Origin of the sequence: Metamycoplasma subdolum, assembly GCF_033546815.1 — a bacterium.
Taxonomy (GTDB): Bacteria; Bacillota_I; Bacilli_A; order Mycoplasmatales; family Metamycoplasmataceae; genus Metamycoplasma; species Metamycoplasma subdolum.
On record NZ_CP137846.1, the window covers coordinates 257,731 to 273,047 of the forward strand.

At 28.2% G+C, this 15,317-nt stretch carries 16 protein-coding genes, 1 tRNA gene, 1 other RNA gene and 1 pseudogene; 7 read left to right on the forward strand and 12 right to left on the reverse strand.

The genetic code is table 4. The features are described 5' to 3' along the window. Nucleotides 1-43 precede the first annotated feature (43 nt). The 3 genes from rplM (at nt 44) to R9C05_RS01115 (ending at nt 1,005) form a co-directional block, all read left to right on the forward strand. Nucleotides 44-478 (forward strand): 50S ribosomal protein L13, encoded by a 435-nt coding sequence (gene rplM, locus R9C05_RS01105; RefSeq protein ID WP_121940949.1) that lies wholly within the window; start codon nt 44-46, stop codon nt 476-478. After that, nucleotides 478-879 (forward strand): 30S ribosomal protein S9, encoded by a 402-nt coding sequence (gene rpsI, locus R9C05_RS01110; protein ID WP_121940950.1) that lies wholly within the window; start codon nt 478-480, stop codon nt 877-879. The genes rplM and rpsI overlap by 1 nt, the downstream gene beginning before the upstream one ends. Before the next feature lie 49 nt (nt 880-928). Next, nucleotides 929-1,005: transfer RNA gene (locus R9C05_RS01115), tRNA-Ile, on the forward strand. A gap of 110 nt (nt 1,006-1,115) precedes the next feature. Here R9C05_RS01115 and R9C05_RS01120 read toward each other — a convergent pair. Continuing rightward, complete coding sequence (locus R9C05_RS01120; RefSeq protein ID WP_121940951.1) at nt 1,116-2,177, reverse strand: alanine/ornithine racemase family PLP-dependent enzyme; 1,062 nt, start codon at nt 2,175-2,177, stop codon at nt 1,116-1,118. A 2-nt stretch (nt 2,178-2,179) separates the two neighbouring features. Beyond that, entirely contained in the window at nt 2,180-3,415 is a 1,236-nt protein-coding gene (tyrS, locus tag R9C05_RS01125; RefSeq protein ID WP_121940952.1) for a tyrosine--tRNA ligase, read from the reverse strand. Between the two features lie 91 nt (nt 3,416-3,506). Here tyrS and R9C05_RS01130 point away from each other — a divergent pair, with 91 nt between their 5' ends. Continuing rightward, complete coding sequence (locus R9C05_RS01130) at nt 3,507-4,388, forward strand: DegV family protein (protein WP_121940953.1); 882 nt, start codon at nt 3,507-3,509, stop codon at nt 4,386-4,388. A gap of 54 nt (nt 4,389-4,442) precedes the next feature. Here the strand turns inward: R9C05_RS01130 and R9C05_RS01135 are convergent, their stop codons facing one another. The 5 genes and pseudogenes from R9C05_RS01135 to R9C05_RS01155 form a co-directional block, all read right to left on the reverse strand. After that, nucleotides 4,443-8,000 carry a GA module-containing protein gene (locus tag R9C05_RS01135; RefSeq protein ID WP_121940954.1) on the reverse strand — a complete coding sequence of 1,186 codons (3,558 nt, stop codon included), beginning with the start codon at nt 7,998-8,000 and terminating at the stop codon, nt 4,443-4,445. A 628-nt stretch (nt 8,001-8,628) separates the two neighbouring features. Then, a pseudogene (gene rpmA / locus R9C05_RS01140) lies at nt 8,629-8,880 on the reverse strand (50S ribosomal protein L27); the annotation flags it as partial. Nucleotides 8,881-8,886: 6 nt separating this feature from the next. Next, nucleotides 8,887-9,186, reverse strand: coding sequence for a 50S ribosomal protein L21 (gene rplU / locus R9C05_RS01145; RefSeq protein ID WP_121940781.1), 300 nt, complete (start codon nt 9,184-9,186; stop codon nt 8,887-8,889). A gap of 160 nt (nt 9,187-9,346) precedes the next feature. Continuing rightward, nucleotides 9,347-10,216 (reverse strand): TMEM164 family acyltransferase, encoded by an 870-nt coding sequence (locus tag R9C05_RS01150; RefSeq protein WP_121940780.1) that lies wholly within the window; start codon nt 10,214-10,216, stop codon nt 9,347-9,349. Nucleotides 10,217-10,486: 270 nt separating this feature from the next. Further along, the gene (locus tag R9C05_RS01155) at nt 10,487-10,882 is read right to left on the reverse strand and encodes a cytidine deaminase (protein WP_121940779.1); all 396 of its coding nucleotides are present in this window, start codon (nt 10,880-10,882) and stop codon (nt 10,487-10,489) included. Nucleotides 10,883-11,117: 235 nt separating this feature from the next. Between R9C05_RS01155 and rpsP the strand changes: the two genes are divergently transcribed. Genes rpsP through rplS form a run of 3 tightly spaced genes read left to right on the forward strand, consistent with a single transcriptional unit; the run spans nt 11,118 to nt 12,407 of the window. Then, a complete protein-coding gene (gene rpsP / locus R9C05_RS01160; RefSeq protein ID WP_121940778.1) occupies nt 11,118-11,381 on the forward strand; it encodes a 30S ribosomal protein S16 in 264 nt (87 codons plus the stop codon). A gap of 5 nt (nt 11,382-11,386) precedes the next feature. Next, nucleotides 11,387-12,067 carry a tRNA (guanosine(37)-N1)-methyltransferase TrmD gene (gene trmD, locus R9C05_RS01165; protein WP_121940777.1) on the forward strand — a complete coding sequence of 227 codons (681 nt, stop codon included), beginning with the start codon at nt 11,387-11,389 and terminating at the stop codon, nt 12,065-12,067. After that, nucleotides 12,057-12,407 (forward strand): 50S ribosomal protein L19, encoded by a 351-nt coding sequence (gene rplS, locus R9C05_RS01170; protein ID WP_121940776.1) that lies wholly within the window; start codon nt 12,057-12,059, stop codon nt 12,405-12,407. Before trmD ends, rplS begins: the two co-directional genes overlap by 11 nt. An 87-nt stretch (nt 12,408-12,494) precedes the next feature. Here rplS and R9C05_RS01175 read toward each other — a convergent pair whose 3' ends face one another. The 5 genes from R9C05_RS01175 to smpB form a co-directional block, all read right to left on the reverse strand. Beyond that, entirely contained in the window at nt 12,495-13,166 is a 672-nt protein-coding gene (locus R9C05_RS01175) for a deoxynucleoside kinase (protein ID WP_121940775.1), read from the reverse strand. A gap of 145 nt (nt 13,167-13,311) precedes the next feature. Next, entirely contained in the window at nt 13,312-14,199 is an 888-nt protein-coding gene (locus tag R9C05_RS01180) for a bifunctional 5,10-methylenetetrahydrofolate dehydrogenase/5,10-methenyltetrahydrofolate cyclohydrolase (RefSeq protein ID WP_121940774.1), read from the reverse strand. 3 nt (nt 14,200-14,202) lie between these two features. After that, nucleotides 14,203-14,379, reverse strand: a complete 177-nt coding sequence (locus tag R9C05_RS01185; protein ID WP_121940773.1) for a DUF2188 domain-containing protein — start codon at nt 14,377-14,379, stop codon at nt 14,203-14,205. An 83-nt stretch (nt 14,380-14,462) separates the two neighbouring features. Further along, nucleotides 14,463-14,848, reverse strand: a transfer-messenger RNA (tmRNA) gene (gene ssrA / locus R9C05_RS01190). A gap of 9 nt (nt 14,849-14,857) precedes the next feature. After that, complete coding sequence (smpB, locus tag R9C05_RS01195; RefSeq protein ID WP_121940772.1) at nt 14,858-15,289, reverse strand: SsrA-binding protein SmpB; 432 nt, start codon at nt 15,287-15,289, stop codon at nt 14,858-14,860. Between the last annotated feature and the right edge of the window lie 28 nt (nt 15,290-15,317).

Here is a 15,317-nt window from a genome sequence, read left to right on the forward strand (position 1 = left end):
CTATAATCAATAGGCTTATTTAATAAAATCAAAAGAAGGAAAAATGCGTCAAACAACAATTATTAGAAAAGAATTAGTTGATAAAAAATGATACATCATTGATGCAAAAAATATCCCTTTAGGTAGACTGGCAACACTTGCAGCTAGCATTTTAAGAGGAAAGAAAAAACCTACATTTACACCAAACGTTGACATGGGTGATAATGTAGTTATTATTAATGCAAAAGATGTGTTATTAACAGCTAAAAAAGAAGAAAACAAAATTTACTACCACCACACTGGATTTCCTGGCGGACTTAAAAAAATTAATGCAAAAGACTTAAGAGCTAAGTTTCCAACAGCATTAGTTGAAAAAGCAATTAGAGGAATGCTACCACATACCAAACTTGGCAGAAAGCAATTCAAAAACTTATTTGTTTATGCTGATGAAAAACACAAACAAGAAGCACAAAAACCAACTTTAATCGAGGTTAAATAATGGCTAATAAAATTGTTAAATATTATGGTTTAGGTAGAAGAAAATCATCAGTAGCCAGAGTTACAATTCTTCCAGGAAGTGGCAAGTTCTTAATCAACACCAAAGAAGCAAAAAGTTACTTAAATTCAGATATCTTAATTCAAGATGCTTTAAGTCCACTTGAAGTTACAGAAAACTTGAAAAAATTTGATGTTAGTGCTAATGTTAACGGTGGTGGATTAACAGGGCAAGCAGGAGCTATTAGATTAGGTATTGCTAGAGCATTAATTGAAGCTTCAAATGGTGAATATCACAACAAATTAAAAGATGCTGGCTTTTTAACCCGTGATGCACGTGTTAAAGAACGTAAGAAATACGGATTAAGAAAAGCTAGAAGAGCAAGACAATTCTCAAAACGTTAATTCGTTTTATAATATCATTTATATATGGCAAATTTATTTGCCTTTATCTGCGAGCATAGCTCAGTTGGTTAGAGCACACGACTGATAATCGTGAGGTCGATGGTTCAAGTCCATTTGTTCGCACCATTTCAAGAAATTGACCTTAAAAGACCAGATTAAAAATGGTCTTTTTTTTATCTACTTTAAAAAGAAAAAAGTGAAGAAATTATCTTCACCTCAATTTTTAAATTTATTCTTTATTCAAATACTTTTTCAACAAATTTTGAATTAAATAAATAAAGCAAGCTCCCTCAATCTAAAGCAAATGTTACAATATCATTTATTTTATATTCTTTCTTAGAATTTGTAACATCTAAAATCATATGATCTGAAGAACCGCCAAGGATAATAATATCTTTATCATAAGGAAACATTGCATCAAACATTGTGTCAAGTTTTCCAAGTGCAAGTATTACTCTTTTTATCATTCCTTTGTCTTCAAAATAAGGCTTTTTGCCAAAGGCGTCAATGCCACATTCTCCTACTGGTAAAGAAGATTTATAATCAACTTCAACAACTCTTGCTTCGCATCTAAAAGCATCACGATACATTCCTTTAATAGTTTCGCGATACATATCTTCGGTTCCAAAAATCATGCCAAATCCCATTCTAATAAAATTAATTTCACGAGGCATTGTTTTTTCTCAAATCATGTGAAAACTATAAGTATTTCCGCCTGACATATGAGTCATTTTTATCTTATATTTATCTTCAATTTCATGTTGCAGTTTAACAAATAAATTCATGGCTTCAACTGAAGGTTTTCTTGCTCCATAGCATCCGAAATTGCATCCAAGTCCTACAAGTTTAACACCTTTTAATTTAATAATTTTGCCAGCCATGTCAACGGCTTCTTCAGGTAAAACTCCTTCACGTCTATCTCCTAAATCAACCATTAAAATAACTTCGTGAATTTTACCTTGTTTTATACTTTCTTCGCTAACTTTTTTAATTACACTAATATCAGTTTGCAAGGATGAGTCGCAAAGTTCAACTAGTTTTTTAACTTCATGCATTTGAGCAATTCTTAATAATTGCTTATGAACTTTAAAATCTTTGTAAACTTCAATATTTTCAAGTCTAGAATCGCCAAAGTATTTAATACCTGCTTCTAAATAAAGTTCGGCCATTCTACGATTTCCTACGAAGCCTTTTGTTACTGCAACTATTTGAACATTTCTTTCTTCGCAAATTTCAATCGCTCTTCTAACATTAGTTTTAAACTTTTCCTCATTAATAACAATTCTTGGTCATTCCATTTCTACTGTTCCTCCAAAATGTAAAAGTCCTTTTTGCCTTTCTTTAATAGAAGATATTTTTTGCCAAAATGTTTGGCAAAAACTTTGAGGTTTTCATCTTCAACAACTTCTCCATCTAACATGAATGATTTTTTGGATAAGAATTCTCTTATTTCTCTATTTGAAGATAAAATCCCCTTCTCTTTAATTATTTCAATAAACGTTTGGTTTTTTTGAAACTTTATAACAGGGAGATAACCTTTTAGAAGATCAATATCTTCAGCCTTTAAATTAAATTTTCCTTTATTAAATAAAGTTTGACTAATTTCTTCACATTTTTTGGCAATTTTTTCGCTATGAATTGTTTTAACTATTTCAAAAGCAAATGCTCTTTGAGCAACTCTTTTACTTTTATCTAAATTGTGAGTTTTGATTATTTTGTCAATTTCGCCAAGTTCTAGAAAAGTAAGTCATTTCAATTGTGCTTCAATTTTTACATCGCTTGTATTTAGAAGTTGTTGGTAGATTGAAAAAGGGCTTGTCATTTCTTTGCTAAGTCATAAGTTTCCACCACCTGAAGATTTTCCGATTTTATTATTATTTTCATCAGTAACTAAATTCAGTGTAAGACCGACAGCATCAGCATTTTCGCCATGTATTTTTCTTATCATTTCAAGTCCAGTAGTAACATTTCCTCATTGATCAGAACCACCAACTTGGATTTTTACGTTGTAATCTTCATATAAGGTTTTAAAATCTCATCCTTGAATAAGTTGATATGAAAATTCAGTAAAAGTAAGTCCGTTTTCAAGTCTAGTTGCAATTGAATCTTTGGCTAAAAGATAGTTAATATTAACCATTTTGCCAGGTTTGGTTAAAAAATCAACAAGAGTTCAATTTTTATAAAACTCTAAGTTATCAATTACTTCAAGTCCAAATGATTCAAGTTGTTTTTTGATATGTTTTTTATTTTCTTCAATTGTTTTAATATCTAAAAAACTTCTTTCAGTTTCTCTAAAACTTGGATCGCCAATCATTCCAGTAATTCCGCCAAGAACAGCATAAGCTTTATAACCAAATTTTTTAAATCTTAAAAGAGCACTAATAAGTAAAAAATTACCTAAGTGTAAGCTTTTAGCAGTTGGGTCAAAGCCAGTATAAACAGCACAATTTTTTGGTAAAGCATCAAACTTTTCCTCGCTTGAAATATTTTTTAAAAGTGAACGTTTTTTTAACTCATCTAAAATTGAAAGAGACATATTTATTCCTTATTTTGTTAATTAATTATACTTAAAATTTTATATATATTATATAATACTTACTGCTCTATATAAAGGAGAAATTAAACTTATGAAAGTAAAAATTATTGTTGATTCTTCAACTTCGCTTACTCAAGAACAAGCCAATAGTTTAGGTTGAGGATTTATCCCAATACTTGTTCAAGTTAATGAAAAAACTTATGAAGTAGGAGTTGATTTTAATCTTGAATTTCATAAAAAAGTTTGAGATAACAATAGACGTGAAAAATTAAAAACTTCTGCAAGTTTGCCAGGAAGAGTTCAAGAAGAAGTAAACAAATATATAAATGATTTTGACAAAATTGTAATTTATCCATTAAGTCGTGAACTTTCAAGCCAATGTCATATGATCAAAATGATGTATGCTGATAATGACAAAGTATTTGTTGTAGAAAGTCGTAAAGTTTCATATTTAATGACATTAGATTTATTTAGATTTGAAAACTTAATGAACGAAAGAGTTAAATTCGAAGAGGCTTGCAAAGTATTTGATGAACCTACTGATAAAGTACTTTTAATACCTGAATTTAACGATGCACTTGTTGCTGGCGGAAGACTTACAAAAGCAGCCGCTGCTGTTGCAAAACTTTTCAAAATTGTACCTGTAATAAAGTTAGAAAATGGATTTTTAGATAAAGAGTCTCTTTCAAGAGTTTTTCCAAAAACAATTGTCAAAAAAGCGAAAGAACTTTTTGAAAATTCAAAACACAAAAATGATCCTAATTATGAATTTGTTTTAGTAGATGCATTAAACAACAATGTTGAAACTTATATTAAACAAATTAAAGAAATATTACCAATTGATAAAATTAGATATATCAAAATGGGTTCAGATATAACTATTCATACCGGAATAGGAGCAATCTCTTTATCTTATATAAAAGTTGAAGAATCTATTAGAGATAGAATGGACAAATTTTCAAAAATTGTTTAAGAATTAAAAAAGCGAAAGATTTTTACCTTTCGCTTTTATTGTTTTGTTTTTTTGCTAATAACGTCTTATTTTCTTAAATACAGTTAGTAGGATAGTAGCAACTGCTGCCAAGCCTAGAAGTAACAAAATATTAAGAGCAAGTCCAGCTTTTGCACTATTTCTTAGTGAGGCTGAAATTTTAGGGCGTGCTAGAAGAGTTTCTAGGTCTAAAATTTCTTGTCTAATTTTTGCAAGATCAGCAGAACTTTTTGCCTGATCAACTTTATTTTTAAAGTTATCTTTTTGTTCTTTGTTAAGTTTAGCATTATTGTCAATTTCAGTTTTTAAGTCTTTCTTAGCTTGATCTAATATTGAATCACCTTTTAATGCTTCTTTAGCATCTTTGACATTTTTAATTAATGCTTCAACTTGAGTTTTATCTTTAGCATCGCTAAATGTTAAAGCATTGTATGCATTGTCAAATGCATCCTTTTTGTCTTGTTTTTCTTCAAGATAAATTACTAAAGTTTTGACATCTTTATATTCATTTTGGATATCAATTAATTCTTTCATTACTTTTTCAAGTTCATTAATTTGTTTGTGTTCAAGAATTAATTTATCAATTGATTTTATTGCATCAATTGCAAGAGCTTGTTTATCTTTTTGAGCTTTGTTTAGATTTTCTAAACTTTTAACTTCATTTTTTAGTAAGTTTTTTAGCTCGTATGTAACTTCAGCATATGTTTGAACAGAAGTTTTTAAGGTCATATTGTCAGCTTTAGAAAGTAGAAAAGTTTTGTCACTAGATGTTGGTCAATCTGTTGCATTTATTTTAGCTTTTAGATCATTTTTTAGTTGTTCTAATTTTGCTTTATGATAATTATCTATTTCCTCTCTAATAGGATCTAAATCAGAAAGTTGAGTTGCAAGGTTAACTTCTGCAATTAAAGTTTGCTTTTGGTTAGTTTCTAAATATTCATCATCTTGAATTTCTTTTATTAGAGCAGCTTTAGCAGCTTCTAAAAGATTTGCATCGCCATTTAAAGCTTCTCTTGCTTGTTCTAAAGAAGTTTTTAAGCTTTCAACTTCAGCTTTTGTTTTAGCATCAGTAAAGTTTGAGTTTGCAAATGCTTGATCGTAAGCATCTTTTTTATCTTTATCAGCGTGTTTATAGTTATCAGTAGTAATAATGTTTGCACGTTTTGCTTGTTCTTCTTTTAATAATTTCATTTGTTCACTTGTTTGAATTGCTTCAAGTGATAAATTATTTAAAGTAGTAATATGAGTAGCATTTTCATCAACTTTATTTGGTATAAAAGCAGGAACGAGTGAAAGTAGTTTTGCTCTTTGGTTATGGTTTAAATCTGAGCATAAACTAGAAGTAGAAATAAATGTTGTTAAAGAATTACTTACTGAGGTATATAAGTTTTGAATTTTTTCATATATTGAAATGTCGTTTCATCTTATACTATCTCAATTAGTTGCAGAATTTGTGATTGTAGTATTAATAATTTCAGTTTTTTTATTACTATCTAATCATTGTACGTTTAGCCCATTTATTAAATCATAGAATTTTTTTCAAATGTTTTTGTAACCATCAACTAAATTTGATGCTATAGTAATTTGTTTAATTTGTTCAGAAAGTTCTGCTTTATCAATTGAAGTGCTTGCATAGGCTTCTTCAATTTTTTGTCTATAATTTTGAGCATGATTTATATTTGAGTATTTAATGTTTAATGTATGTTGTGCGGTTGTGTGATATGTTTGATTCATTTCACCTATTTTTGCACACAAATCAATAATTTCTTGTAGTTCTAAAACTTTTGGTCTAAAAGTTTCAAGTGTTGTTTTTCAATCACTTGAATGAATATCAAGTTTAATAAGATTTAAAAATGATTGTGCTGTAGTGTTTATTTTATTTTTTCTATCGTTTGTTATTAAATTGTAATGTTCATGACGTCACAAACTATTAGAATCAAAAGCACCGGTAGTAAATAAATCAGCAAATGATTTTTGAATTTTAGCAAAAACTAAATTTAGTTTTTCCAAATCTGTTGCATTATCAATCTCAGTTTTAAGTTGCTGTGCTAATGGTCCAGAAGAAAGAAGTCATTTTGCTTCAGGTTTTTCTATTGAAATTACAAAGTTTTTAAGATATTCTTTATCAAGCGGTACACTGTTAGCTTCAATATCTTCTCTTGCTTTTTTAAGTGCAGTAAGTGCATTATTAATTTGTTCTTCTTCCATGAAATTATCATAATCTTTTGTGGCATTTAATCAAGCAGTATTATATGCATTTTGTAAATTTATTGGTGCATTTTTATATACTTGACTATCAGTAAATGCAGTTCCATTATAATAGTTTGCTTTTAAATTCAATTCTGTTTTTAAATCTTTAAATTTCTTATTGAATGTTTTAAATTCCTTTAGTAAATCAATTAACTGATTTAAGGGTAATATAACAGAATCTTTAGTATAAAGTCTGTCTCAACTACGATTTGGATCTTGATCAACCATAGAAATAATTTCTTCTTGAAGTTCTAGTAGAAAAAAATTTTTTATTGCTGAACCTAAATAATAACCTTCTAAAGGCACTATAGTTTCATTTAAAATATTTGTGGCATACTTAATTCCAAAATCACAAGCATCTTTTCTAAGTTGCACCATTTTTGGAAAATCATTCTCACTATTGAACATCCTAATATTATCATATGAATTCTGTAGTTCTGGATTTAGGTCAATAATATGAGTTCTATTTACCTCTTCAACGAATTCTTGAATTGAAAATAGATCTTCTTTTGCGGTAGGCAAATATAAATGGGGTGATAATTTATTGTAATACTCATCCAACTTGTCCACAGTAGCACTAAACTTAATTCCATCATCAGGCGAAGGATATAAAAATCGATCATCTGTGGTGTTATTTACAATTAGAGAAATATTCTGTTGCCGTTCATATGTTGCACCCATGAATTCATAAGAGGAATTTCTGTCGGTTCTAAGCCTATGGTATAGTTTGAATTGCTTAGATACTCTTTCAATTGTATATAAATAGGGAGTAACTGCGGAAAACATTCAGTGTAGTTTTTCATAAATATCTTCCTCATGTCTGCCATAATTTTCTTTGAAAAATCTATCTTCTAAATAAAAAGGGTGATCTTGAATCTCAAGCTTTACCAATTTCTTAAAATAAGATGTTTTATATCCATCAAATCCAGTTTCTTTGCTTAGATTATCTAATAAATTAAAAGCATAAGCATCTTTGTCTTTTAAAACGAAGTTTGCTGCCCCTGGTATATCATCAATTGAACTGTCGTCTGGCCATTCTGATATCACGGCACTTTTAATTAATCAATAAAATTCAAACACATGTTCTCATCCTATTGCAGTTGGAGTTTTTTCTCTTCATTCCTCTTGAGTTTCTTTACTAAAAAACTTTAGCCCTTCTTGAAAGTCCTTTTGAAGAACCGCTAATGCACCTGCATGTCAAGGTTCAGCTCTCGTTGCTCTTGTCTCTGTTATTTTATTATTATTTTGCTTGTCAGTTTTTAAAGAAATACTTGTAAGTGGCAAGGCCGATACAGGTAAAAGTGATAATAATACAAGTAATTTCTTAAATTTTGGTTTTGACATAAATTTTTCCTTATAAAAAATTTTTAGTGAATAAAAAAATACCTACTAACTCATAGCATAAGAAATAGTTATTTTAAAATAACAAATGAAATATAGTAAGTTATAAGATGAGTTAATAAGTTTATTAATTAATAATAATTAATATAGTTAATATTTTTTTATTCATTAAAAAATATAAGGAAAATATGGACCAATTTGCCTAATACCGGAGGTATTTAATCCTTGTTTTATTGAGTAAAATTAACTTTTCTTCTACTTTTTTTGCTTTTTTTTTTTTTTTTTGGTTTCCGTAAAATAAGAACTCAAGGTTATTTTTAATGTTTTAATGAAAAAAAGTAAATTAAAAATGCAGATTTTGGTCTGCATTAATTTATCTTTATAGATATTGAATTTAGTTCAGTTTTTCAGTTTTTTTAGTAACTTTTTTAACTGCTGGTTTTTTAGCAGCAGCAACTTTTTTGATAGTTTCTTTTTTAGGTTTAACTTCTTTAACTTCTTTTACTTCTTTAGTTTTAGTAGTCTTAGGAACTTTTGAAGTTTTTGAAGTTGGTTTTACTTCTTTAGTTTCCTTAGTTTTTGTGCTTGTTTTAACACTAGCCTTTTTGCTAGGTGTAGGTTTTACTAATGATTCTTTTGAATAAACTGAAGCAAATTTACGATTGATTCTGTTTTCAAATTTTACAATTCCGTCAATTAAAGCATAAAGTGTGTAATCTTTTCCCATTCCAACATTGTTGCCTGGAAAAATTTTGGTTCCACGTTGTCTAAAAATTATTGATCCTGCTAAAATGAATTCACCATCAGTAGCTTTAACTCCAAGTCTTCTACCTGCAGAGTCTCTACTATTACGGGTTGTTCCCCCGGCTTTCGTATGTGCCATAGTCTCTTACCCCTTGATTTCCAAAATTTTAACTCTTGTGTAAGGTTGACGGTGACCTAATTTTCTTTTATGAGTTGATTTAGCATTATGTCTATAAACAACGATTTTTTTAGCTTTTCCTTGTTTTTCGATAATTGATGAAACAGAAGCATTTTTTAAGTAAGGAGTTCCGATTTTACCATCAATAGCTAATACTTTATCAAAGGTAAATTTATCTCCTTCTTTGCCTTCAACCTTTTCAATAAAGATTGTGTCGCCCGGCTTAACAATTATTTGTTTTCCACCAGTTTCGATAATAGCAAACATTTTGCCCCCTTATATTTTGTCACATCTTTAAGGTACTATATAAAATAGTTTGCAAACCTTTTTGGTATGGTTACTCTATAAGTAACGTGCTAATTATAACATAAAAAAAGTAAAAAATAAAATGTATTTTGCAATACATTTATTTTCATTTTGAAGTTAATTATTCTTGGTTTTGATTAACTTCTTCTTCAACTTTATTTTCATATAAAGTTTCATTATTTTGAGCTAAAACTTTTAGCTTTTTAGCTTCTCTTTTTTCCTTGCATGTTTTAACAAATGCTTTGATTTTGTTATACCATCTTTCTTCTTTTGGCAAGAACGCTTCATAGATAGAAGCAATAATGAAGATTAATACCATCATAAACAGAGCAATCACAGGGCCAGTTAACCATTTAACATCTGGAATTGGCCCTTTATAAATATACATTGGTGATTCATCCGTTACATGAAGTCCATATTTTTTGCCTGTGTATTTTAAAATTCCATCAAGAGCAAGTCCAATTATTAGAACCGCTACTAAACCATAGAAAAATGAAATTAAATTTGAAACTCTTAATTTGATGTATTTTCCAACAAATAAATATAAACATCCAATTAACATAAATGTATGTGACATCATTGATTTCATTGTTCCTCAGTCAATTGTTGGATAATCCATGTAAAAGTCTGGATAAAATGTAGTTATTAATGAACCAATTGTTCCACCTCAAGCAACGAATGTTGCAAAATGTTTGAATAATCTGCCTTCTTTGTTTTTAAACATTGAACAAAATAGCAAGGCAAACATACAAAGGTTACAAAAATAAACTGTAATTAAAATTGAAGAGTGTCTTTGAATAACAACTGGATTGTTTATAAAGAAGTCAACTCAAAGTGTGCTTATGTGGATAAGAAAAGTTCCTCATGCAAAGAAACCTAAAAAAATGTTTTTATGTTCTTTCTTTTTAATGTAATATCCAGCCGCTAGTAAAAGGATAGTACAAACAAAAGTCAGAATAATATATGTTCAGTGAACTTTATCAAAAAGCATAATAATTCCTTTGTTAATTAATGTAATTTCAAAATTAACCTATGATTTTGTAAAAAAACTTTAAGTATTAAAGGTTTTTATGCAAAGTAGTTTAAAATTTTTCAGATTATATTAATTCAATTTTGATATTGTTTTTGTTTTATTTAATGTATATAATTGCTAAAAAATCATAACGCATTAATTATAGTAATTTTTAAAATAATTTTAGTAAATTAATAATAAAAAAGCAAGCATTATTTGCCTGCTTAATTCTTTCTTTAAAAATTTTATTTAAAATTTAATGTCATCTTCTCTTACTTGAAAAGGTACAAATTCTTTTATAGTATGTGATTCTTCTAATTTTAGATCATTAGAATAAATAAAAATTTTGCCATCTCTTTTTAAAAATTGTGTGATTACTTGTAAACAAGCTGCACATGGATATAAGATTCTATTTGAATTACTTATTATATGAATTTCTTTAAATTTACCAATTTCTATGCCGGTTACAACTGAGCCAAATAATGCACTTCTTTCAGCACAAAGTCCTGAAGGAAAAGCAGGATTTTCACAGTTTACACCATAAAATTCTTTACCATTTTCATAAATTGCACAAGCAGCAACTTGTACTTTTGAGTAAGGACAAAATGAATATTTTAATTTTTCTTTTAATTCTTGTTTATTCATATACAAAAATTATAAACTATAAGTTAATTTTTTAGAAAAATTTTCGCATTAAAATTTTGAAAAAACTACTTTAAATTAGAACAAATTTGAATTTTTAATAGAAATTTATTCTTTTGTTTTCACATTAAAAATAAAATAATAAATTAAAAAGTGTCAAGTATTTTTGCTTGACAGCAAAATTATGTGTTAAAATTAATTTATTAATTATTAAAACAAGACAAAAGAGAGGACAAAAATGGTTAAATTAAGATTAAAAAGAACTGGTAAAAAGTTCTATGCTACTTATAAAGTTGTAGCAGCTGATGCAAGAAGCCCAAGAGATGGAAGATTCATCGATGAACTTGGTTACTATGATCCAAATACTAAAAAACTTAATCTAAATTATGAACTAGTAACAAAATATCTAGATGAAGGTGCAAAACCTACAGAAACTGTAAGAACTTTACTTAAAAAAGACAATTTCTACGCTAAATACGTAAGCAGTAAAAATAGTAAATAAAAATTATGAAAATTAACATTCTTAGTTTATTCCCAAAGTATTTTGAAGCTTTCAAAAGTCAAAGTATGATTGCAAAAGCAATTAAACTTGGACATCTTGAAATAGAAATTATTGATTTTCGTAAGTTTTCAAAAGAAAAACATCACAAAGTTGATGATACAGTTTATGGTGGCGGAGATGGTATGCTTTTACAAGTTGAGCCAATTGATCTTGCCCTTGAATCAGTTAAAAATAGTTATAAAGTTTTACTAAGTCCACAAGGAAAAGTTTTTGATCAAAAAATGGCTCATGAACTAGCAAATAAAAAAGAAATTACTCTAGTTTGTGGACATTATGAAGGTTTTGATGAAAGAGTATTAAACTTTGTTGACGCAGAAATTTCTATTGGAGATTTTATTTTAACTGGTGGAGAAATTGCTGCAATGGCTATTTCAGAAGCAATAGCAAGATTAGTGCCTGGTGTTATTAGAAAAGGTTCACATCAAAACGAAAGTTTTGAAGGAGATGGACTTTTGGACTATCCCCAATATACTAAACCTGTTGATTATAAAGGACTTAAGGTACCTGAAGTACTTTTAAGCGGAGACCATAAAAAAATTGAAGAATGAAGAAAAAAAGCAAGTGAAGAAAAAACTAGGAAAAATAGACCTGATATTATTGAAAGGATAAAACATAATGAGAACTAAATTATTAGAACTTGTAGAAAAAGACCAAATTAGAAGTGACCTTCCTGAAATTAAAGAAGGATACAACGTTAAAGTTCACGTTCGTATTAAAGAAGGAAACAAAGAAAGAATTCAAATTTTTGAAGGTTTGGTTATCGCAGCTTACGGCACAGGAATTAACAAATCAATTACAGTTAGAAAAGATTCTTATGGAGTTGGAGTTGAAAGAATTTTTAAAATTAATTCACCTTTAATTTCAAACATTGAAGTTACTAGAAAAAATAAAGTTAGAAGAGCTAAACTTTACTACATGAGAGACCTTAAAGGTAAATCAGCAAGACTTAAAGAAATTAAAAAATAGATTGTTCTTTCTAATAATTAATTTTTTAGCTACCACTGGTAGCTTTTTATTTTATAAAATAAAAAAACTTACCATAAGTAGTAAGTTTTAACGGGCAAATTCTTGAACGGTTGAAGAATTTAAACTTTCAATGACGTCAATTGCTTCTTTAAGAATCTCTTTCGGGTTCTTATCATCTACATCAATTACTAGATATTTTAAATTTACTTTAGTAGCAAATTCTTTAAAAGTTTCTAAATAAATTTTGTGAAGTTCTTTGAAATAATCTTCATTCGCTTCAAAGTTATTAACTTCACTTTCTCTTCCTCTTTCAAAAATTCTCTTTTTGAAAGTATCAAAAGAAATATTTAAGAAAATAGCAAAGTCAGGAAGGGCGATTTTTGACAACACTTCTTCAAACAAGGCTTTATAACCTTCTAAATATTTTTTATTTTTATTTTTAAGGCTTAATCTTGCAAAAATGTAAAGTTCAAGTGGTAAACGATCAAGAAATATGTGATCTTTTTTAAGATCTTTTTTTAATTTATGAAATTCTTCAAGCTTTTGACTAAATTTAGTTGCATAGTTTTCTACCATATATGATTGAAAACTAATTTCAACATTTTCCTTCTTTTCATAAAATCAGTTTAAGTAAGTGTTGAAAACTTCATCTTCTTCATCAAATTCGTGCAATATTTCTGACGTTGTGTAGTGTTTATGCAGTCTTTCGGCAAAACAACTTTTGCCTGCACCTATCATACCGCTAATACTTATTATCATATTCTCCTTACTTCCTTTTTCTTTGTTTGATAACGATATTATTTTACTTACTTTTTGAAGAGAAAAATATAAAAAAAATCAAAACTTTTTTAGTCTTCAAAATGGATAAAAAAATAGTAAAAACTAAGAAATTTTGATTAATAAATTACAAATATTTAATTATTTCTTTATAATATTCTCCCTTTTTTGGATTTTGCAAAATGTAAGATTTTATAAGATTTAAAATCAATGAAATTACAGTCATAGGCCCTACACCGCCTGGCACTGGAGTTATAAAGCTTGCCTTCTCTTTGCATTTGTCAAAATCTAAATCGCCGTAAATTTTTCCATTAATTCTATGAATTCCAACATCAACCAAAACAACATTGTTTTGCAACATATCATAAGTAACTGAATTTCTCTCGCCAGTTGCAACTATGACAATTTTTGCATTTTTGATTGTATCTTTTGAAGTTCCTTTTTCATAAGTAAAAACTTTATTTTCTTTGAAAGTTGAAAAATAGGACGCTAAAGGTTTACCAACAATAAAAGATTTCCCAACTACAGCAATAGTAGTATTTTTAAAATTTATATCATATTTATTCAGCAACAAAATAATGCCTTTAGCAGTTGCAGGCATGAAATTGTTTTTTCCATCATATGAAGAATTTTGATTAAACATACTTAGTCCATCTATATCTTTTTCAAATGGAATTAAATCTAAAAGTTCTTGAACTTTTTCTTTTTCAAGTTTAATATCAGTTGCTATTGGAAGTTGAACTATTAATCCACTGCATTTTTTAGTTAAATTAACTAATGCTTCTTTTATTTCATTGAATTTTGAAGAGCTTTTTAATTTAACGCTAAGTGCGTTTATTCCAAGCTCTTTTGCAACTTTTATTTTATGTGAAACGTAATAATTTGAAGCGGCTTCATCGCCAACTTGCAAAATACCTAAAATAGGCAAGTTATCTTGCCCAAGCTTTAAGGTATTATTTTTAATTTCTTCTTTCAAGACTTCAGAATAATTCTTTCCGTCTAAAAGTTCAAACATTAATTACGCCTTTCTAAATGATCCTTTTGTGCTTTGAACCATTACTGATGAAGTATCAGCTAAACTATTTGCGTATTTGATTGCTTCTAGTTGGGTTTTAAAAGTTTTGATAACTTTTTTAGCGTTTGCATTTGTAACTGCTCAGCCTTTTTCGTGATTTACAACATAACGAATTGCCATAGGGACCTCTTTAAAATTTATAAGTTTTATTTTCTTATTATAAAGCAAGAAAAATTTAGTTTTTAATTTTTTGCAATAAAAAATGGTGGAGATGCGGGGAGTTGAACCCCGGTCCACACACCTTCTGCAATTAACATCTACAGTTTAGATACAATGCTTATTTTTCGCTAGTTAACACATAGTATCATAACTTAACTAGAATAGTTAATTTGCAGTTTTCATACAATAAAAAATTAACAAAATTATTGCAAATAGCCCTATAGCCAACTAGATTTTCGGGCCAAAAATCTGTGGACTAGTATTCAGTTAGGCGAATGCTAGGTTTGATTGGTAGTTGTATGTTGCAACAACTGGAAGGCTTACACCTTCAGGTTTTTTATCCTTTGCGTTTAAAAAGCCTAGAGCATTATGGTTTGCAAAACCACTGCCGCTAATTACATTGGATGCATGTCGAAACCATGACATCCCCAAGATAATTTTAAATGAATTGTTTTAGTTTTTTCTTGGCTTCTAATTCTTTTTCTTTTTGACGTTTATCAAACTTTTTGAGTTTTTTAGCAAGAGCAATTTCAACTTTTATTTTATTATTATCTCAATACATTGAAGTTGGAATTAGAATTAAATTAAGTCTTTCAAGTGAGTTTTTAATTTTTAAAATTTCACTTTTATGAACAAGAAGTTTTCTGCTTCTTTCACTATCGCCTTTTACATTCATATATTGTGCAATATATAAATTATTAAGTCAAAGTTCCATTTTTTTTGAGATATAGCAAAAACTATTTTCAATCTTAGCATTTTGTGCTCGCAAAGATTTTACTTCTCAACCAAGTAATGAAATACCGCATTCAAATTTTGAATGTATTTCATAATCTGATTTTGAAAATTTGTTTTTTAAAATTAATTTTTGCATAATTAAATTTTAATAAAAATTAGCCCTG